The 20,504-nt window shown below is 53.8% G+C and carries 21 protein-coding genes; 19 read left to right on the top strand and 2 right to left on the bottom strand.

What is annotated here, in order from left to right; all coding sequences use genetic code 11:
• Positions 1 to 55 precede the first annotated feature (55 nt).
• From JUF11_RS01995 to JUF11_RS01980, 4 genes are all read left to right on the top strand, one after another.
• Positions 56 to 742, top strand: coding sequence for a response regulator transcription factor (locus JUF11_RS01995; protein WP_125579537.1), 687 nt, complete (start codon positions 56 to 58; stop codon positions 740 to 742).
• Complete coding sequence (locus JUF11_RS01990; RefSeq protein ID WP_204118081.1) at positions 742 to 2,316, top strand: sensor histidine kinase; 1,575 nt, start codon at positions 742 to 744, stop codon at positions 2,314 to 2,316. Before JUF11_RS01995 ends, JUF11_RS01990 begins: the two co-directional genes overlap by 1 nt.
• A 179-nt stretch (positions 2,317 to 2,495) precedes the next feature.
• Positions 2,496 to 4,835: a YhgE/Pip domain-containing protein gene (locus JUF11_RS01985; protein WP_204118080.1), complete on the top strand. Its 2,340-nt coding sequence runs from the start codon at positions 2,496 to 2,498 to the stop codon at positions 4,833 to 4,835.
• Between the two features lie 35 nt (positions 4,836 to 4,870).
• On the top strand, positions 4,871 to 5,329 hold the full coding sequence (locus JUF11_RS01980) for a MarR family winged helix-turn-helix transcriptional regulator (RefSeq protein ID WP_204118079.1): 459 nt from the start codon (positions 4,871 to 4,873) through the stop codon (positions 5,327 to 5,329).
• Between the two features lie 91 nt (positions 5,330 to 5,420).
• Here the strand turns inward: JUF11_RS01980 and yidC are convergent, their stop codons facing one another.
• Positions 5,421 to 6,398, bottom strand: coding sequence for a membrane protein insertase YidC (gene yidC / locus JUF11_RS01975; protein ID WP_204118078.1), 978 nt, complete (start codon positions 6,396 to 6,398; stop codon positions 5,421 to 5,423).
• Between the two features lie 67 nt (positions 6,399 to 6,465).
• Positions 6,466 to 6,747 (bottom strand): acylphosphatase, encoded by a 282-nt coding sequence (locus JUF11_RS01970; protein WP_125579542.1) that lies wholly within the window; start codon positions 6,745 to 6,747, stop codon positions 6,466 to 6,468.
• 113 nt (positions 6,748 to 6,860) lie between these two features.
• Between JUF11_RS01970 and JUF11_RS01965 the strand changes: the two genes are divergently transcribed.
• The 15 genes from JUF11_RS01965 (at position 6,861) to JUF11_RS01895 (ending at position 20,269) form a co-directional block, all read left to right on the top strand.
• Positions 6,861 to 7,619 carry a TrmH family RNA methyltransferase gene (locus tag JUF11_RS01965; protein WP_204118077.1) on the top strand — a complete coding sequence of 253 codons (759 nt, stop codon included), beginning with the start codon at positions 6,861 to 6,863 and terminating at the stop codon, positions 7,617 to 7,619.
• Between the two features lie 115 nt (positions 7,620 to 7,734).
• The gene (locus JUF11_RS01960) at positions 7,735 to 8,241 is read left to right on the top strand and encodes an HD domain-containing protein (protein ID WP_125579544.1); all 507 of its coding nucleotides are present in this window, start codon (positions 7,735 to 7,737) and stop codon (positions 8,239 to 8,241) included.
• Positions 8,242 to 8,856: 615 nt separating this feature from the next.
• Complete coding sequence (locus JUF11_RS01955; RefSeq protein WP_125579545.1) at positions 8,857 to 9,216, top strand: winged helix-turn-helix transcriptional regulator; 360 nt, start codon at positions 8,857 to 8,859, stop codon at positions 9,214 to 9,216.
• Between the two features lie 317 nt (positions 9,217 to 9,533).
• Positions 9,534 to 10,580 (top strand): phenylalanine--tRNA ligase subunit alpha, encoded by a 1,047-nt coding sequence (gene pheS / locus JUF11_RS01950; protein ID WP_204118170.1) that lies wholly within the window; start codon positions 9,534 to 9,536, stop codon positions 10,578 to 10,580.
• A 1-nt stretch (position 10,581) separates the two neighbouring features.
• Entirely contained in the window at positions 10,582 to 12,990 is a 2,409-nt protein-coding gene (gene pheT / locus JUF11_RS01945; RefSeq protein ID WP_204118076.1) for a phenylalanine--tRNA ligase subunit beta, read from the top strand.
• A gap of 173 nt (positions 12,991 to 13,163) precedes the next feature.
• Entirely contained in the window at positions 13,164 to 14,255 is a 1,092-nt protein-coding gene (gene mltG, locus JUF11_RS01940; protein ID WP_204118169.1) for an endolytic transglycosylase MltG, read from the top strand.
• Positions 14,256 to 14,269: 14 nt separating this feature from the next.
• Positions 14,270 to 14,908 carry a uridine kinase gene (gene udk, locus JUF11_RS01935; RefSeq protein WP_203632534.1) on the top strand — a complete coding sequence of 213 codons (639 nt, stop codon included), beginning with the start codon at positions 14,270 to 14,272 and terminating at the stop codon, positions 14,906 to 14,908.
• A 62-nt stretch (positions 14,909 to 14,970) separates the two neighbouring features.
• Entirely contained in the window at positions 14,971 to 15,447 is a 477-nt protein-coding gene (gene greA, locus JUF11_RS01930) for a transcription elongation factor GreA (RefSeq protein WP_125579548.1), read from the top strand.
• A 108-nt stretch (positions 15,448 to 15,555) separates the two neighbouring features.
• Positions 15,556 to 16,266: a cell wall-active antibiotics response protein LiaF gene (gene liaF, locus JUF11_RS01925; protein WP_236000364.1), complete on the top strand. Its 711-nt coding sequence runs from the start codon at positions 15,556 to 15,558 to the stop codon at positions 16,264 to 16,266.
• On the top strand, positions 16,263 to 17,327 hold the full coding sequence (locus JUF11_RS01920) for a sensor histidine kinase (protein WP_125579550.1): 1,065 nt from the start codon (positions 16,263 to 16,265) through the stop codon (positions 17,325 to 17,327). The genes liaF and JUF11_RS01920 overlap by 4 nt, the downstream gene beginning before the upstream one ends.
• Entirely contained in the window at positions 17,320 to 17,967 is a 648-nt protein-coding gene (locus tag JUF11_RS01915) for a response regulator (protein ID WP_203632156.1), read from the top strand. Before JUF11_RS01920 ends, JUF11_RS01915 begins: the two co-directional genes overlap by 8 nt.
• Positions 17,964 to 18,263 (top strand): HesB/YadR/YfhF family protein, encoded by a 300-nt coding sequence (locus tag JUF11_RS01910; protein ID WP_204118075.1) that lies wholly within the window; start codon positions 17,964 to 17,966, stop codon positions 18,261 to 18,263. The genes JUF11_RS01915 and JUF11_RS01910 overlap by 4 nt, the downstream gene beginning before the upstream one ends.
• Before the next feature lie 126 nt (positions 18,264 to 18,389).
• Complete coding sequence (locus JUF11_RS01905; RefSeq protein WP_204118074.1) at positions 18,390 to 18,770, top strand: GntR family transcriptional regulator; 381 nt, start codon at positions 18,390 to 18,392, stop codon at positions 18,768 to 18,770.
• The gene (locus JUF11_RS01900; RefSeq protein ID WP_204118073.1) at positions 18,763 to 19,473 is read left to right on the top strand and encodes an ATP-binding cassette domain-containing protein; all 711 of its coding nucleotides are present in this window, start codon (positions 18,763 to 18,765) and stop codon (positions 19,471 to 19,473) included. Before JUF11_RS01905 ends, JUF11_RS01900 begins: the two co-directional genes overlap by 8 nt.
• Positions 19,466 to 20,269, top strand: coding sequence for a hypothetical protein (locus JUF11_RS01895; protein WP_204118072.1), 804 nt, complete (start codon positions 19,466 to 19,468; stop codon positions 20,267 to 20,269). Before JUF11_RS01900 ends, JUF11_RS01895 begins: the two co-directional genes overlap by 8 nt.
• Positions 20,270 to 20,504 lie beyond the last annotated feature (235 nt).

Here is a 20,504-nt window from a genome sequence, read left to right as displayed (position 1 = left end):
TCCCTCCAGTATGAGAAGTGGCCTGATGAGCACAAGAGATTAAGGAGTACACGTCATGAGCCGAATTTTAATTATTGAAGATGAGAAAAACCTTGCGCGCTTCGTTGAACTCGAATTGAAGCATGAAGGGTATGAAACGGCCGTACACTTTAACGGCCGGACTGGCTTGGAGGCGGCTTTGTCAGAGGACTGGGATGCCATCTTGCTTGATTTGATGTTGCCAGAGCTGAATGGGCTGGAAGTTTGCCGGCGCGTGCGGCAGGTCAAAAACACCCCAATCATCATGATGACGGCGCGGGATTCCGTGATTGATCGCGTTTCCGGGTTGGATCATGGGGCTGATGACTATATCGTGAAGCCTTTTGCCATTGAAGAATTACTGGCGCGGCTGCGCGCGCTGCTGCGGCGCATCAGCATCGAAGGCGAACATAACGCGGCGAAGCAAACGACGATTACGTATCGTGATTTGACCATCGAAAAGGAAAATCGTGTGGTGCGGCGCGGGGATGACATCATCGAGCTGACCAAGCGCGAATATGAGCTGCTTTTGACCCTGATGGAAAACATCAACGTCGTGTTGGCCCGGGACGTGTTGTTGTCCAAGGTCTGGGGTTATAACTCAGATGTTGAAACCAACGTGGTGGACGTTTACGTCCGTTATATCCGCAATAAGATCGATCGGCCAGGGGAACCTAGCTACATTCAGACGGTTCGGGGCACCGGCTACGTGATGCGCTCCTAATGGCAGACCAGCCTGAGCCTCATACCAAACGACGGCTGCCCCTTGCATTCAAGTGGACAGCCGTTGTTGCAGTGGGCATCTTCTTCACGTTTATCGTTTTTTCGGTGATGCTGGTCACCCTGATGCGTCAGATTTTGATCAATCAGGAGCAAGGCACCATCAAGGAAACGATTAGTGCCGTCGAGTTGCGGCTGGCCCCAGTCACGACAAACTTGACCCATGAAACGGTGCTCCCACGGATTGAATCAAGCAGTCAAACCCGTTTGCCAGATGGTTCCATTACTGGGCAAGCACAGGGGAGTGTGTTTGACGATTCCGTGATTCAAAAAGTGTCCCGCGATGATATGTCGCTCGCCATTTATGATCGCGATGGCCACAAAATTTTCACCTCGCGGGAAAGTGACGAACCGCTGACCACAGTCAAACATACCACCATCAAAATGGTGGATAACGGTCGCTTCCGCGGCATGTTGGCTCGCGCACCGATCGTGTCCAGCGAAAATGGCAAAATGATTGGCTATCTGCAGATCACTGATCACATGACGGCGTTTTACGCCACGATGAAGCAGATTTGGGAGATTATCGCAGCCTTGGCGGCAGTCGCGCTTCTGGTGTCCACGTTGGTTGGCTTCTTCCTCGCCAGGCGGTTCTTGAAACCGATTAAGCTGATCACCAACACCATCGATGGGGTCAATGACGAGCCGCAAAGCAGTGTGCGGATTCCGCCGCTGCAGCGCAATGACGAGTTGTCTGACCTGGTGGATGAGTTTAACGGCATGCTGGATCGCATTCAGCGGTTCATCGATCAGCAAGGCGAGTTTGTGCAGGATGTGTCGCATGAACTGCGCACGCCGGTGGCCGTGCTGGAAGGGCACTTGCAGCTACTGAACCGCTGGGGGAAAGACGACCCTGAAGTGCTCGATGAATCGTTGACCGCTTCCCTGCAAGAAGTGAAGCGGATGAAGAGTCTGATTCAGGAAATGCTGGAGCTGACTCGCGCCGACCAAGTGGATGTTCAGTTCCCCAATGCAACGGCGGACCTTAACCAAACCGTCGAACAAGTGGTCAATGATTTTCGGATGATTCATCCCGACTTTGTGTTCACCTTAGACAATGATTTGCCAGGGGAAGTGTACGTCCGCATGTATCGCAACCACTTGGAGCAAATCTTGATCATCTTGCTGGATAACGGGGTCAAGTACTCCCGTGACCGCAAAGAGCTGCATGTTTCGGCGGCGCTGGATAGTGACGGCGTGGCCCTGGCGGTGCAAGACTTCGGCGAAGGCATTACCCCCAAGGACCGCGAACGCGTCTTCAACCGCTTCTACCGGGTGGATAAGGCCCGCAGCCGCGAGAAAGGCGGTAACGGGTTAGGCCTGTCGATTGCCCAGCAACTGATTGAAAGCTATCACGGATCGATTTCAGTCGACTCCGTGGTGGGGTCCGGTTCGGTGTTCCGCATTCAGCTGCCCACCATCACTTATGATGAGGTGTTGACGCTCCGTGCCGCCGAAGAAGCCAAGCAGAAAGAGGCTGAAGGCACTGCTACCGATCAAATCAAAAGTAATTTATAACCACCACCGGCGCTGACAAAACCTGTCACACCGGTTTTTATTTGGCAGTAGCGCGTTGTCTTGGCTGTTATTTTAAGGCTTGTGCATTGACATCGCCTTGATTTTCAGTAAAATCGTCAATATGTCAATGGCATTGACAATATATACCATTGACAAAAACTTTTCAGGTGGTATCAGACATGCAAGCTCTTAAATCTCGGGGTCGCTTTGCGTTATTACTCGCAATGATCGTGTTGATCCCGTTGCTAGTGCTCTACATTGCGCTTCAGTTTGTCGATTATGAGCAAACCAATTCGACGAAGCACATCAATGTGGCAGTAGTGAACAATGACCAGTCCGCGACGTTCCAGGACACAACCGTCCACGCCGGACAAGACGTCCAAGCGAAGCTCAAGCATAACAAGGACGTGACGTGGCATTTTGTTTCTGCCGCGGTGGCCGACAAGAATCTGAAAAACGGCACTTACCTGATGAAGGTGACGCTGCCTAAGGACTTTTCCCGCAACGTGACGACAGCGTTGGCGAAGAATCCGCAGAAAAGCACGATTCAAGTCGCGCTCTCTGCGCATAACAACTTCGCGTCGCACATGATTACCGAAACTGTGGCCGAAAAGCTGCAGGCGCAGGTGGTCCAAAATGTGCAACAAGCTTATGATGCAACCGCGCTGGCGGCGATTAAGCAGCTGGCCGATGGGGTCGATCAGGCCCATGACGGCACCCAGCAGCTCAAAGCCGGTACCGATCAAATCAGCGATGGCTTTGAGACCTTGACGGCCAACAATGACACGCTGACCGGCGGCGCGGTGCAAATGGCCGATGGGGTTGAACAAATCATCGATGGCAATAATCAGTTGCTCGCCGGGAACCAGCAAGTCACCAGCGGCGCAACGACCTTGGCCGCCAGTTTGCGGCAAGCGGCTGCGCAAATTCAAGGGCAACTGAAATCTGGTGCGCCAGACCTCGCCCGGCTGGACGAAGCGTTGACCACCTTGACCAACGGCACCGCGCAATTAGCGGCTGGGGTCAATGATCCAAAAATGACTAAGCTGGATGGCGACATTGCCGCCAACGTGCAAGGCTTGGGCGATAATGCCAAGGCTTTGCAAGCAGGGTTAGTGGGGTTGAACGCAGCGATTTTTGATCAAACTGCGGCTAACTCTGCAGCCTCCCAGCTCAAGGCGGCTGGTAACGACTTCACCTCAGTCGGGGCCGCTCTGACGGATCTCAAGAGTTCAATGATGAGTGATAGCGGCGTCATGAAATTCTTTATCACGCACCCTGATAAGCTGAAAGAATTGCTCGGCGTGGAAACGTCGATGAAGTCTGGCGAAAAGGAAATGAATGCTGTTGCCGCCCAGTTGATGGTCGGCGGCATTCACGCCATGAAGATGAAAGACGCCTTGACCAAAACTGGGGCGGCGCTGCCCGCTCTGGGCGAACTCCTGACCACGCTACACAACAACATGAACACCTTAAAAGCCGGGGTTAACCAGCTGAATGACAAGCAAAATGGCGCGCCAGCTCTGGCTGCCGGTGTTCGGCAAGCGATTAACACCTTGACTGCCGGCCTGAATGAAGTGCAAGCAGGCTTGACCCGCACCGGCAATACCACCAGCACCATGGGCGCGGTGCAAGGGGCGACCAAACTGGCTGACGGTTCTTCTCAGCTCGGCGGCGGCCTGGATCAACTGCACAGCGGCTTGGCTCAGCTCTACACTGGACTCACTGGTACCAAGACCCAGGTGGGCCTGATTGATGGCCTGACTCAGTACACCGATGGCACGACTCAACTGCAAGATGGCAGCAAGCAAGTGGCTGCCGGGGTCACGGAGCTTAACGTCAAGCTCGGCGAAGGGGCTAGTCAGGTCAAAGGCCTGAACACTGGAAGCGCGAATGTGGCTCATTTCGTTTCTCCAGTCGCCAACCAAACTCAATCTGATCCGCTGGCCAAGCCACTGCTCAGTGTGCTGGCCCCAGTCGTGATTTTAATGGTGGCCTTCATCGCGGCCCTGCTCACTGAACTGGGCTTTGGCCGATACAGCAAGTCCTTTGCCAGCCAGCCGCTGCTTAAGCGCGCGGCAGTGGTGGCCTTGGCGGTGGCTTTGCAAGCCCTGGGCATTGCCTTGTTAACGGCGGCAATGGGCGTGGCGATTGCCAGTCCATTGGTTTACTTCTTAGCCTTATTTGCCACTGGGGGCTTGTTCACCATGATTATTTTCGCCTTCGACCGCTGGTTCGGCACGCTCGGCGTTCTGGCGACACTCGTCATTTTGTTCCTTCAATTGATCGCCTCTGGTGGCTTGCTGCCAAGCGCGATGCTGTCCGGCTTCTACCGGTTCGTGCGCTATCTGCTTCCAGGCACCTATGCGCTTGATTTGTTTAACAGTGCCATCAATGGCCTGCAAACCGCCTCGCTGCTTGATTGGATTGTGCTGTTAGGCATTGCCGCCTTAGTCGGGGTCATCCTCTGGCTACCGCGCCGCAGTCAAAGCGTCGACAGCGAAAATGTGGTAGGCTAAACTTAACTAACGGCAGGAAAAAAGGAGGACGGCCCATGGCAACGCAAACGTTGTTGGATGAATACATTGAGGTGTATCTGACCAGTTTTAAGTATGTCAGTGAGCTGGTGTCCGTCCCCACAGTGAAGTTTCATCTGTCATTTGAACAATTTTTAATCATGCGTGATTTGCACGCTGGTCATCGGTTGGCCATTTCGGATGTGGCCAAGCATCGCGGGGTCACCCGCGCAGCGATTTCCCGCCAAATCAAAACCATGCTGGATCACCATTACATCGTGCAAACCCGCGATGAAGGGGACCGGCGCCGGTTGTATCTGAGTCTCACGCCGGAAGGCACCGAGATTACCCGTCAAATCAACGAAGCGATTCACAAGCGTTTCTATGGGTGGGTGGATATAATCGGTGAGCATGATGTCAAGGAACTCCTGCGCATCATGCGGCGCGTCAGCGTGGAAGTCATCCAAACCGACCAGCGGGAACCGAAAGCCAAATAGACGAACAGGGCGGAGACCATGTCTCCGCCCTGTTTTTGGCCAAAAAAAGAGGCCACTTCAATGTGAAGTGACCTCCTCTTTGCGTTTGCAATTAACGGCAGTGCTGCTTGCCAGCATTGCGGCCGTGGTGCGAACGCGGCTTGGCATCATCAGCCGCAGCGGCGTCAGCGTCGTAAGCGGCTTCGACCGGGGCGCTTGCAGGCTGAACATCGAATGTGTGTTCATCCACCACGATCACCGGTGGGTTCTCGGCAAGCTCGGCATCCATGCGCTTGCGAATACCAGGCGTGATGACGTAGGTGACGATGACTTGCTGCACCAGAACGATGACCCCACCAGCAAGGAAGTAAAGCCCCAAACCGGCGTTATACATCATACAGAAGAAGAACGTCATCAGCGGGCTCATCATCGACATGGTTTGCATTTGCTTGCGCTGCTCCGGCGGATACATCTGAAGCATGATGAAGGACTGGGCAACATACAGTAGGGTCGCGATGATGGTGATGACCATGCTGGACTGGCCCAATGCAATGCCGAAGAATTTACTGCTGGAAATTTCCGGGGAGTAGGCAACGGCCTGATACAAGCCCGAGAAGATTGGCAGCTGAATCAACATGGTTAAGCAGCCCATGGAAGGAATCATGCTGGTGCCATTTTTGCGGTAAACATCTTGCATTAAGCCGTTTAACTTAACCTGTTCTTCCTGCGTGATGCCAGGCTTTTTCATTTGCTTTTGAATGAGGTCAAGCTGCGGCTTCAGCACGCGCTGTTTTTCCTGGGAAGCGGTCATGTTCTTTTGCTGATTCAGCATCAACGGCAAAAGCACCAGTCGGACCACCAGGGTGATGAGCACAATGGCAATCCCGTAGCCGCTAGCCGACCCTTTCAGCAGGTCGTTAGCGATCCAGCCCATCAAGTTTTGGAGCGGCTTACCAATAAAGTCATAGAACATCCCGAAAAAGCCGGTCGGTGGCTTGAGTTGAGTGGTGGCTGCGCGTTTGCAGGCACTCAGAAGTACTGTCATGACGCCGATGCCGCCAAGCGTCAGCCCCCGTTTAAATTTAGACATTGAATTGATTCCCTTCATAAATATTCTATTAGTCTGTGGAACATGATACTTGATGGTGCGGCCGCTTTCAACCAGTAACGCGGAACCTGTCATATAATGGCACCGGATCAAGCAGTTGTTCCTCATAATGCGTGACTTTGCCGCTTGGGGTCGGGCTGGCTTTCACTGCGGCGGTGAACTTGGCCATATTTTCCGGTGTGCCGACCGCTTCAATGTACACGGATCCGTCTGCATTGTTCTCCACTTTACCAAAGATGTGCAGCTGCTGGGCCACGAGCTGCGTCATCCAGCGAAAGCCAACGCCTTGCACGCGGCCGGTCACCGTAATTGCTTTGCCGATTTTTTCCATCTGCTGTGCCTCCTAACATGAGGTGGGGCAGGCTTTAACCTGCGCAATATACTGTCCAGTTTAGCATAATTGCCAAGGGATATATGTTAGACTTAAGCCTGAGGAGGCGGAATATGGAATACATTTCTTCTGCAAAAAACGAGCATATCAAAGCGGCCAAAAAATTGACCGTCAAAAAATATCAAAAACAAGCTGGCGCCTACCTGCTGGAAGGGTGGCACTTGGTTGAAGAAGCCATCAATGCAGGCATCACGCCGAAGCGCATCTACGCCACGAATAAGTACTTGGCTGAGCGGCTGTTAAAGCCACTGTATGAAATCACGACGGAAATCAGCGATGATGTGGCCAAGCACCTGGCGGAAACCGAAACCCCGCAAGGCATCTTTGCCATTTTGCCCCTGGAGGAGGAGAAGTTAGACGCGCCGCTGGCAGGTCAATACCTACTGTTGGACCAGATTCAAGATCCCGGCAACGTCGGAACCTTGGTGCGGACCGCCGATGCGGCTGGAATCAAGACCGTGGTGTTTGGCGGTGGAACTGCCGATGCGCACAACCCGAAAGTCCTGCGCGCGATGCAAGGCAGCCAGTTCCACGTCAAAATCGTGGCCACCCCGCTACCAACGTTGGTCAAAAAGCTGCAACAGGCCGGCATTCCGGTCTATGGCTCTGAACTGAATGCAAACGCCAAGCCTTATCGTGATGTCGCGCCTAGCGACCAGTTTGCTTTGATTGTTGGCAATGAAGGCAATGGCATGGCCAAAGAGTTATTGAACGTAACCGACGCCAACTTGTACATTCCCATCAAGGGCCGAGCTGAATCCTTGAACGTCGCCATTGCAGGCGCTGTCATTATGTTTCATTTAACTGCTTAAGGATCCCTTAATGGCTGCACCAACGCCTAGAAACCTGTTATACTGGAAGTGTGTTGGACAACCCGCGGCAGAAAACCTGGCCGCGAAACACAGCGTCACGAAAAGGGGCAGTTGAATGAGCGATAAGCTTAATTGGGCCGCTGATGCCGAATACATGAGTTACGTGGGTGATCTTTTAGCCCAACCAGCCGTGCAAAAATTGGCTGATTACACGCAACATCATCATTCGACCCGGCTGGACCACAGCTTGAGCGTTTCTTACCGGAGCTATCTACTCGGTAAGAAATGGCATTTGAACACCCGCGCTTTAGCGCGAGCAGGTCTTTTGCATGACTTGTTCTATTACGACTGGCGGGTGACCAAGTTTAGCTTGGGCACGCACGCGTATGTGCATCCGCGCATTGCCTTGCGTAACGCTGAAAAAATCACCGACCTGTCCGATATGGAAAAGGACATCATCATCAAGCACATGTGGGGTGCAACCCTAGGTGTGCCAAAGTACCGCGAAACCTGGGTGGTGTCTTTGGTCGATGACTACGCAGCGGTGGATGAGTACTTCTTACCGATGCTGCACAAGTTGCGGCACCCGCATCGCCGCTTAGAACATGAGCATGTTGGATAGAAGCCTGGCCCAGTGCCAGGCTTTTTTGAGGCTGCGGAAGGTGGCCGCACTTAGCTCGACGAATAGCCTAGCTCAAGGCATTGCCGGCGTACTTTGCCGGTGAGGCCTTGAGCGTCGCTATTCGCTCGAGCGTTGGCCGCCTGGAGCGTAACTAAAGACTGCGGAAGGTGGCCGTACTTAGCCTGACGAGTAGCCTAGCCAGCTGGTTTGCCACCGTTTTTTGGTGGCGGACCAGCTGGCGTAGCTAATCGCTCAGGCGTTGGCCACCCGGAGCGTAACTCTGCTGAAATCGTGGTGATTTCTGGCCTTGTTGCTAACTTTTGGCGGCGAGGCCTGATGCGTAGCAAACCACTCAGGCGTTGGCCGCCTGGAGCGTAACTCTGCTGGAATAGTGGTGATCTCATTCATGGCCACTGGGTTTGGCGGCGAGGGCTTAGGCGTAGCTAATCGCTCGAGCGTTGGCCACCTGGAGTGTAACTCTGCTGAAATCGTGGTGCTCACGGCGACCAAAATCCTTGCCAAACCGGCTTCTAACTCGCCCCTTGTATTTCCTCGCTGATGGGGTATAATAACTACTATCAAATTGTAAGCGAATAATTCAATGAGGTGAAAAAGATGGAACAGGTCATCCTTAAGGAACGGACCGCAGATGCTTTGACCCTGTGTCCGAAGTTCACACAAACTTTTGTGATCCTTGGTAAGAAATGGAATGGTATGATTTTGGAGACGCTATTACAAAACGGCCCTTCCCGGTTCAAAGATATTGCCGGTGCCGTTAGCAAGTGCTCCGACCGGGTGTTGGTTGAGCGCCTGAAAGAACTGGAAGCAGCGGGCTTGGTTGATCGGCTGACGCATGCTGAATCCAGCTTGATCGAATACGCTTTGACCGCCAAAGGGGCAGCCCTGCAGCCAGTCATGGCCGCAGCGCACACCTGGGGCGATACTTGGCTCAGTGACGCTGAATGCGGTAAATAATTGACCTTGCGCGCCGTCACCTTGACGAATCGCGCTTTTTTGGTACACTAAGGTCATTGAGATATTCCATAAATACAACGATAAAAGCGCGAATCGGCGGCCCAGTACAGGGAAGGTGTTCGATGACTGGAAGACACCACGACGGTTAATGATTCGTTTTCACTTTTGGAGTAGACAGTCGAAAGACTGCTCCGGCCTTGCCGTTATGAAGTTGAGTGCACGTGTATTTGGCGTGAACAAGGGTGGCACCGCGACGCTTCGTCCCTTCTAGGACGAGGCGTTTTTGTATGGAAAAAAGGGAGGCAATTTGCATGAGCATGGATCTTAAAACGCGCTTGGAACAGCTGCGTGAAGAGAACCAAAAACGCATCAAGGAAACGACAGACCTTGATGCGCTGAACCAGATTCGCGTCAATTTGTTAGGGAAAAAGAGTCCCATTACTGAAGTATTGCGTGGGCTCAAGAATCTTGATCAAGACGAGCGGCCGAAAGTCGGCGCGTTTGCCAATCAGATCAAAGCTGATTTACAAGCTAACCTGCAGACGCGGCGGGAGGCGCTGGAGCAAGCGGCCATCGATGCCAAACTTGAATCCGAAACCATCGACGTGACGCTGCCTGGCGACCAGATGCTGGAAGGCACACCGCACATTCTTGACCAAATCATGGATGACATCGAAGAATTCTTCATTGGTCAAGGTTATCAGGTGGTCGACGGCCCAGAAGTCGAGGAAGATCACTATAACTTTGAGATGCTCAACATCCCCAAGGACCACCCGGCGCGCGACATGCAAGATACCTTCTACATTGACGATCAGCTGCTGATGCGTTCTCAAACCAGTCCGGTGCAAGCGCGGACGCTGGAAGTCCACGACTTCAGTAAAGGGCCGCTCAAAATGATTAGCCCCGGGCGCGTCTACCGGCGCGATACCGATGATGCCACCCACAGCCACCAGTTCCACCAGGTTGAAGGCTTGGTGATTGATAAGCATATCACCATGGCCGACCTGAAAGGGACGCTGCTGACCTTGGCGCAGCATGTTTTCGGCGCTGATCGCAAAATTCGCCTGCGGCCAAGTTACTTCCCCTTCACTGAACCGAGTGTGGAAGTTGATGTTTCCTGCTTCCGTTGCAACGGCAAGGGCTGTGCGATTTGCAAGTATTCCGGCTGGATTGAAGTTTTAGGCGCCGGCATGGTCCACCCGAATGTGTTGACCAATGCTGGGGTGGATGCTGATGTCTACGGCGGCTTTGCCTTTGGGCTGGGGCCGGATCGTTTTGCCATGCTGAAGTATGGGATTGACGATATTCGCAGCTTCTACCAAGGCGACTTGCGCTTTTTGACGCAGTTCAAGGAGGAAGGTTAACATGGACGTTTCATACGATTGGTTAAAAGAATTAGTTGACGTGCCAGTTTCGCCTGAGGAACTGATGGACAAAGTGTCCCGCACCGGGATTGAAGTCGATTCCGTGCATCGCCTGGGCGACGGGCTGAAAAAAATCGTGATTGGCCATGTTGAATCCGTGAAGCCGCATCCTGACGCGGATCACCTCCGCATCACCATGGTGGATACCGGCGAGGACGAATTACGCCAAATCGTCTGCGGTGCGCCAAATGTGGCAGCAGGCCAAACGGTGATTGTGGCGCTACCTGGTGCTCGGATTGGCGACAATGTCAAAATCAAGCGCGGTAAAATGCGCGGCGTTGTTTCTGACGGTATGCTCTGTGCACTGCAGGAGCTCGGCTTTAGCAACGACTTAGCGCCAAAAGCCTATGACGATGGTATTTATGTCTTCGATGAGGCCCTCAAACCTGGCAGCGATGCCTTGGCGGCGCTGGGCATGGAAGATGCTGTGCTGGATTTTGAAATCACCCCGAACCGCGCCGACGCCTTGGGCATGCGCGGGGTGGCCTGGGAAGTCGGTGCCACTTATGGCAACAAGCCGCACTTCAATGACCAACCCGTGGTGGAAACTGGCAAGCCGATTGCGGACTACCTGAGCGCCAAGGTGGCAGACCCCAATGATGCGCCAGCTTACCAAATGCGGGTGGTGGACAACATCACCATCAAAGACAGTCCGCTGTGGCTGCAGCGCCGGCTCTGGAATGCCGGGGTCCGGCCCATCAACAACATTGTCGATGTGACCAACTTGATCATGCTTGGCTACGGCCAGCCGCTTCACGCCTTTGATTATGCGCAGCTTGGTAGTAAGGAAATCCTGGTGCGCCGCGCTCAAGCCGGCGAACCGCTGACGACTTTGGATGGCAACAAGCATGAGTTGACCACTGAAGATATTGTGATCACCAACGGCGAAAAGCCGGTCGCCTTGGCCGGTGTGATGGGCGGCCTTGATTCCGAAATCACCGCCAAGACCCAAACTGTGGTGATTGAATCCGCCATGTTTGCCCCGACCCCGATTCGCAAAACCGCTTTGCGCTACAACTTGCGTTCCCAAGCTTCCGCCCGCTTTGAAAAAGGCGTGGATGTTGGCAGTATCAACCTGGCGCTTGATGAAGCCGCCCGCTTGATGGCGGAACTGGGCGACGGCGAGGTTGCGACTGGCACCATTTCTGCCAGCCAAGTCCCAGCTGATCCGGAAGAAGTTGATATTTCGCTGGATCGCATCAACCATGTGCTCGGCACCCAGCTCGATGAAGCCACGGTGACGGCCTTACTGGATCGCCTTGGCTTTGGGGTGACCGTGGCTGACGGGTTGTTCGCTGTTTCCGTGCCGACGCGCCGCTGGGACATTCATATCGAAGCCGATTTGATTGAAGAAATCGCGCGGCTTTACGGCTATGACAACCTGCCTAGCACCTTGCCGACCACCACGATGACGGTCGGGGAGTTCACGCCAATGCAGGCGCGGCGCAAGCGGAGCCGCAAACTGCTGGAAGGCCTTGGGCTGACGCAGATTATCTCCTACAGTCTGACCACCGCCGATAAAGCGAATGCCTTTCAGTTGGAGCCAAGTGAAGAAACGCATGTCGCCTGGGCGATGACCGCGGATCACGAAACCCTGCGCCGCAACCTGGTATCTGGGTTGGTGGACGCGGTGGCCTACAACGTCGCGCGCAAGCAAACGGATCTCGCTTTGTATGAGCAAGGTCGGATCTTCCCGCGCATCGCTGGGCACACGCGGCCTGCCGAAAAAGAATACATTGCCGGGGCTTTAACTGGTAATGTGATTCAAAAGAGTTGGCATCAAGCCGCCAAGCCCGTGGATTTCTACTATGTGAAAGGCATCGTGGAAACCCTGCTGGCAGACTTCCGCTTGGAGCAGCCGGTGCAGTACGTGCCAACCAAGCGCCCAGACCTGCACCCAGGCCAAAGCGCTCAGATTATGCTGGGCGATGAAGTGGTGGGTTTGATTGGCCGGCTGCACCCGCGGTTTGAGCAGGATCAAAGCATTCCGGAAACTTACATTTTCGAATTGAATCTCGAAGCCTTGATGCTTGCTGATCGGTCGGAAATGACGGCGACGCCAGCGCCGAAGTTCCCAAGTGTCACCCGCGACATTGCGGTGCAAGTCGCAACGACGGTGGCCAATGCCGAAATCGAGGCCATTATTGCGGCCAATGGTGGCAAGTTCTTGCGTGATACGCGGTTATTCGATGTCTACAGTGGCGTCAAAGTCGCCCCTGGGCAAAAGAGTTTGGCCTACACCTTGACGTATCGCCGCGATGATCAGACTTTGACCGAAGACGAGGTCAACAACGCTTTTGCTAAGATCGTGGCCGCTTTGGAAACGCAAGTCGGTGCGCAAATTCGTTAAGACTCGGTAACTGTTCCCCTAAACCTGTCGCAATTTGCGGCAGGCTTTTGTATAATCATGGCAGGATTTTGAGCGGGCCCAATGCCCGTAGTAAAAACGGCCAGTTGACTGGCCGTTTTTGAGGAGGAACGCAAGTGAAGCAGCCGAGTTCAAGCAGGCGCCGCCGCGATCAGATGGTCGAAGGCGCGTCCAAGCACGTGGTGAAATGGGTGATGGGCATTGTTTTGGCCCTGTTGGTGATTGCCGGGCTGATGGGCGGGTTATATGTGCATGATGCCTTGCAGCCAGTTGATGCCAATGCCAAAAAAGGCATCGCCGTCCACGTCCCACAAGGCGCTAGCACCGATCAAATTGGCCAGACCTTGGCGGCTAAGGGTTTGATCAAAAGCGCCTTGGTCTTCAAAGTCTACGTGAAGTTTCAAAACATCCCGAGTTATCAGGCGGGGGACTACCGCTTCACGAAAGCTGACACCATGGCGAGCATGCTGACGAACCTCCGCGGTGGCGGCAGCGATACTGGCATTGGCACGGTTTTGGTCAAAGAAGGCGTGGATGCTGAAACTATCGCCACGGAAGTCCAGAAGCTGCACAAGAAAGATGCCAAGCTGAGCCGTAAGCAGTTCCTGGCGGCGCTGAAGGATCAGGCCTTTTTCAAGCGCTTGGCCAAGCAATACCCGCAGCTGCTTGGCAGTGCAGCGAAGGCGCAAAACGTCCGCTACCGCCTGGAAGGCTACTTGTTCCCGGCGACATACACCGTTACCGCGAACTCCTCAGCGGAACAGTTGATTGCTCAAATGGTGGCGAAAGCGAACGCCGTGATTGCGCCATACCAAACCAACATTCAAAAACAAGGCTTAACGGTGCAAGAAGTTCTGACGCTGGCCAGTTTGGTCGAGCGGGAAGGTGTGACGGACACTGACCGCGGTAAAATCGCTGGCGTGTTCTTCAACCGCTTGGCGGCAGGGATGCCGCTGCAATCCGATATTTCGGTGATGTACGCCTTGGATACGCACAAGACCCATCTGACCAATAAAGACACCAGTGTCGATTCGCCGTACAATCTGTATCGCAACACTGGTTATGGGCCAGGGCCGTTCAATTCGCCGAGCGAAGCGGCCATTAAAGCGGTATTGAACCCGATTGATCGCAGCGATGATTACTTGTACTTCGTGGCGAACTTGAAGACTGGCGAAATCCTCTACGCCCACACGCTGGCGCAACATAACATCAACACCGCAAAGTTTGCGGCTGACAATCAGCAATGAGGGAAGGCAAAACTGTGACGTTACCCAAACCAATCGTCATCGGCGTGACTGGCGGCTCCGCCAGCGGCAAAACATCAGTGTCCCGGGCAATTTTTGATCAGTTCTCCGGGCACTCACTGCTGCTGCTGACCCAGGATGCTTATTATAAAAAAAGTGACCTGCCGTTTGAACAACGCCGGTTAATCAACTATGACCATCCGTTGGCCTTTGATACGCCGCTGCTCCACCGGCAGCTGAAGCAGCTGATTGCCCGTGAGGCGATTGACCGCCCGGTGTATGATTACAAAAATCATAACCGGTCTGATGAAGTGGTGCACATGACGCCTAAGGATGTCATCATTGTTGAAGGTATCTTGATTCTGGCGGATGAGGAACTGCGCAATTTGATGGATATCAAGATTTACGTGGATACCGATGATGATATCCGGGTGATCAGGCGGATTAAGCGGGATATGGTGGAGCGCGGGCGGTCGCTGGATGATATTATTCAGCAGTACCTTAAAACCGTGAAGCCGTCGTACCATCAGTTCATCGAACCGACCAAGCGCTACGCGGACATTATTGTCCCAGAAGGCGGGCGCAATAAAGTCGCCATCGACCTACTTACCACCAAGATTCGCGCCATTTTGGCGGCCCGCGGCTTGCAAGAGTAATTGACAAAGCTTCAGATTAAGGTAATATCTCCACTAGAGAATAAAGAATTGAGGAATGTAACATGGCAGACAAGACATATCCAATGACAGCAGAAGGTAAAGAAAAGCTGGAGGCCGAACTAGAACGGCTGAAGACCGTAGAACGGCCCAAGGTGATTGATCGCATCAAAGTCGCCCGCGGCTTTGGCGACTTATCGGAAAATTCCGAATACAGTGCCGCTAAGGATGAACAGGCGACGCTGGAAAGCCGCATTGTGCAGGTGCAAACCATGCTGCGGTTTGCGGACATCATCGACTCTAACGAAGTCCCAGCCGATGAAGTTTCGCTGGGCAAGAAAGTTAGCTTCGTTGAAGACGGTGATGACGAGGAAGAAACTTACGAAATCGTCGGTGCTGCGGAAGCAGATGCCTTTAATGGCAAGATCTCCAACGAAAGCCCAATTGCCACTGGCCTGATTGGCAAGAAAGTCGGCGATCATGTGACCATCAGCACCCCAGGTGGGGACATGCTGGTTAAAATCACTAAGGTTGAAGGCTAAGCAAAAAGCGCTGCGGCGCTTTTTTTTTACGGAAATCCGTCTCGGGGCGGACAGTAAAGTGCGCTGCCTAGCGTATACTGAAGAAAACAAGACTAAGGAGGGGTGCAAGTGAAACGACGGTGGCAATTGTTCTGGGTGCTTGAAATCGCTTTGCTGATGGTGCTGGGTTACCAAATCGTTCAAAACACCGCGTCCCTCATTGGGGTGCTGACTGGGGCGTGTGCTTTGCTGCTGGGCATCAAGGGTCATTTTTGGCGCGCTTTTTGGTTGACTTTGGGGACGATTTTGATGGTGGTCGGGGTCTTCCTCATTCCCACCATTTGGATCATTCTGTTCGTGGCGCTGATCGGCGCCTTGTTTGCCATGTCAGGCAAGCAAGGCGGGCGCTTGCCTTGGCTGCAAAAGCAGTACTGGGCGGTGCGCACCAAGGCGCCAGTGCCCAAGGCCGGCTGCACCACACATCACGCCTGGTTTGGCGACGAGCACATTGGCGGGCAAACTTTCGAGTGGGACGATATCAACATGACCTTGATTGCCGGCGACACCATCATCGATCTGGGCAATACCTTGCTACCGCCAGGCGATAGCACCATTGTCGTGCGCAAGGGGCTGGGCAAAACGCGGATTCTGATTCCGGTTGGGGTCGGTGTGATGGTTGATCATGCTACCTTGGCTGGGACCCTGACCATCAACGGCACCGAGCATAGTTTGCACAACGAGGCGGTTAAGCACTATAGCGACGATTACGACACGGCGGCGCGGCGGGTGCACATCCTGACCAACGTGATTGTTGGTGATTTGGAGGTGCTGTCGGTATGAAAAATCGCCAGATTATCTGGTTATTTGCCATCACACTGCTGGCCACCTTCGCCTTGGAACTGGGGCTGGTGTTTCTGCTGAGTACCGCCCAAGCGGTGACCTTTCTTGACGAGTTGATGGCGCCGGCGTATGCCATGCCGCTACTCGCCTACTTACTCACTGGGGCGGTCTTATTGGCGCTGATTGTGACCGGCTGGACCGCGGCCATGGTGCGCATGCAACACACGCAGCTATCGCGCCGCCTGACCCAGCTGGTGGCAGGGCAAACCGATGCGCCAGTGTTGGCGCGCCAGCACCAGGCCCAAGCAGTGTTAGGCCAAGATGTGGCAGGGGCGCTTGAAGCCTTGCGCCAAAAAATGATACGCTTACAGCATGAAATCGAGCGCTATAGCAACACCCCGGTTTTACTCGACGGTCAGTCCAAAGAGGATATTTTGACTGAAGAACGCCACCGTCTGGCGCGGGAGCTGCATGACTCGGTTTCGCAGCAGTTGTTCGCGGCGATGATGATGTTATCGGCGGTGCGCAGTGTGGTGGCCCAAAATGGCAACAATGCCGCGGAGCTGAAACAAATCACCACGATTGAAAGTGTGATCAACGAGGCGCAGTCGGAAATGCGGGCGCTACTGTTGCACCTGCGGCCGACGAATTTGGCCGGCAAGTCGCTTAAAGATGGTATTATCAGTTTGTTGCAGGAACTGCAAACGAAAATCAAAATCGAGATTACCTGGAATCTGGAAGACATTCATTTGTCGCCGGCGATTGAAGATAACCTGTTTCGCATTGTGCAGGAACTGCTCTCCAACACCTTGCGTCACGCCAAAGCTAAGCATCTGGAAGTCTACCTGAAGCAGGTCGCCACCACGGTGGTGCTGCGGGTGGTGGATGATGGTGTGGGCTTTGATCCGAAAACCGAAAATACCACTGGCAGCTATGGCCTTTCCAACATTGCCGAACGCGCAAGCAGCATCGGCGGGGTCGCGAAGGTCATCAGTTTCCCTCATCAAGGCACTAGCGTTGAAATTCGCGTGCCGATTTCAAAGGAAGAGGCTCATGATTAAAGTATTGATTGTCGATGATCACGAAATGGTGCGTTTAGGCGTATCGACCTACCTTGGGGTGCAACCGGATATCGAAGTGGTCGGCGAGGCCGAAGACGGCCAGCAAGGGTTGGATAAGGCGCTCGACTTGAGGCCAGATGTCATTTTGATGGATCTGGTGATGCCCAATATGGATGGCATTGAATCTACCAAACGCATTCTCAAAGCCTGGCCGGAAGCGCGCATCATCATTTTGACCAGTTTCATTGATGATGAGAAGGTGTACCCCGCCATTGAAGCCGGCGCGGCTAGCTATATTTTGAAAACCGCTACGGCCGATGAAATCGCCGCTGCGATTCGCAAAACGGCAGCCGGCGATTCGGCGCTGGATCCGCAAGTGACCACCAAAATGATGAATCGCCTCACCCAAAAGCAAACGCCAGAGCTGGCTGATGAGCTCACGAACCGCGAACGCGAAGTGCTGATGCTGATTGCGCAAGGCAAGTCTAATCAAGAAATTGCCGATGAACTGTTCATCACCCTGAAAACCGTCAAGACCCATGTGTCGAACATTCTGGCCAAGCTGGAAGTCGAAGACCGCACGCAGGCGGCGATTTACGCTTTCAAACACCACCTCGTGAGCAAGGAGGACCCGTCATGATTACCATTACTGAACAGGCCAGTGCCTGGTTTCGCCGGGAATTGGCGCTACCGAAAGCCGGCGCCGGTGTGCGCTTTTTCGGCAAAGTCTACGGCAAAACCAATGTCCATGATGGCTTTTCGGTGGGGATGACCCGCGATGACCAAGCCGTTGCGCCAGTGCTGGCCACGCAAAAAGATGGCGTGCTCTATTACGTTGATGCCAATGATGACTGGTTTTTTGCCAATCTTGATCTCACCGTGGACTACGATGCCCAGCGCGATGAACCCAGTTATCACTTCACCCCGCAGGCCTGAGAGGCGCCAACCCGCAATGCGGGTTATTTTTTTGCCGTCAGACGCATTTAGGGGTTGCACCTCGGTTGGGTTCGCGGTATATTCTTAGTGTAATAGATAAATAGTACACTAGTGAGGAGGGGCAAAATGGAATTTGACGCTAAGACCCCGATTTATTACCAAATCGAGCAATACATTAATCGGGAAATCATCATTGGGCATTTGCGCCCAGGCGCTCAGGTCCCGGCAGTCAGACAGCTCGCCATCACGCTGACGGTGAATGTGAATACCATTCAGCGGGCGCTAGCGAATCTGATTGGAGCTGGCATTCTGGTGCCGGAACGCGGGAAAGGGAATTTTGTCACCACGGATCAGAAGGTGTTGGGGAAAATGAAACAAAGCATGATCGAAGGGGAATTTAAGGCCTTATACGACCATTTGGCGGCGCTTGAACTCAGTCCTGAGGAAATGACGACCGCCTTTGCGCAGTACGTGCAAACACAGCAAGGAGGCGAAAGGCATGAGTGATGTGTTAACAATTGAAAATCTGAGTTATCGGCGCAATTGGAAAACCATTCTCACCGATGTATCGTTGCAGCTACCAGCAGGCCAAATCATTGGCCTGCTCGGGGCCAACGGCGCAGGTAAAACGACTCTGATGCGCCTGATTGCCGGCAGTGCGGTGCAGTTTAAAGGCCAGATTCAGGTTGGTGGCCAAACCGCCTTGGCCCGGCGCAAAGCTGGCGTCAGCTACACCGGCCAGCTGACAGATATTGATCCGCGGTGGAAAGTTGGCCAGATTGCGGAATTAATGGCTCAGTTGCATCCTGATTTTCGGATGGCAGATTTTTTGCAGCTGGCGGACTTGCTCGACCTGCAGCAAAAGCAGCGGTTCAATCGCCTGTCCAAAGGTAATCAGCGCAAACTGGCGCTGGCGGTCACCATGGCCCGGCGCGCGCAGTTGTATTTGCTGGATGAACCGTTTGACGGCATCGATGTCATGACCCGCAAGGCAATGCTGAATAGCATCGTGCGCTGGTTACCCGACACGGCGACGATGGTGATATCTGATCACCATGTCACTGATATCGACCAGCTGCTGGACGCCGTAGTGGTGATCAAAAACCAAACCATTGTGGCCCATGCCGCTGCTGATGCAATTCGTGAAGGTGGCCAAAGCATTGAATCCTACTTTGAACAATTCTACGAAGGTGGTGAAAACGATGACTAAAGCAAGCAAGGTGTTGGGGCAACTTCTGGGGCTGCGGCTCAAAGAAATTGCCGGTTGGCTGGGGCTCTACGTGCTCCTGATTCTCGGGCTCTCCGCCGCATATGCGCTGGGCTGGGTCGATGAAGGCAACTATTTCGGCCTGCCGCTGAGTGCCATGGTGTTTGGTCTATTCGCCGGCTTTGTTCGCTTGGCGATGTTGCAAGAGCAGATGTGGACCAGTAACTGGTGGCGACTATTGCCGCTGCCAAGCTGGCAATTAATGGTGGTGGTGACACTCGCCACCTGGCTGACTCAAATCGTGTTGTGGTTAGGGGCAGGGCTGGTAACCGCCGCCTGGTTAACGGTTGCGCCTGGTGGCCCAGATTTGGGCGCCCCGAATATTCAAGGAGGGCTCGTGCTGGTCGCCTTGGCTTTAGTGGTCGAATTGTGGTTTGGGGCCATGATCTCGACCGTCCATCTGATTACCGAGATGATCAGTGCTTACTTACCAGATCTGCGGCAGAAAATCGTGAAAGTGGTGTTATATGCCGGCGTCTTCATCGGGCTTGAATATCTGCTGGGTGCAGCGTTTGATTGGCTGTCAGGGCTGGCCTATCATGGCGGCCATCCCGAGTTCAGTTTTTCTTTTGGCACCAGTACTGCTGACTGGGGGACCTCGGTTCAGATTCCTGCTGGCATTGGGCAGGCATTTTTACCCGTCTTTGTGCTCTTAGGCATTGGCACGGTAGCACTTGTCTGCCTCAACGCGTATCTGCTGAATCATGTGGAAACCAAACAACCGCAACAAATTGGGTAATCGAAAGCGGCTGTGAAAAAAGGCGGTTTTGGAGCCGACAAGTAGCCTTTCTAACGCATGTCAGCCTGTACGCGCTTCGCGCTACAGGCTGATCAAGCCATTCACCAAGTCCGAACTTTGGACTCGGTGGATGGCGTAGCTAGCTACTCGGCTCTGGCCTTTTGGCACGTAACTCTGCTGGAATATTCGATGTGAAACAAGGGGCTGTGACAAGTGTCACAGCCCCTTGTTTTCG

Origin of the sequence: Lacticaseibacillus suilingensis (assembly GCF_016861845.1) — a bacterium.
GTDB classification, from domain to species: domain Bacteria; phylum Bacillota; class Bacilli; order Lactobacillales; family Lactobacillaceae; genus Lacticaseibacillus; species Lacticaseibacillus suilingensis.
The sequence above is the reverse complement of the archived record's forward strand: the minus strand, read 5'-3'. Positions and strand labels throughout refer to the sequence as shown.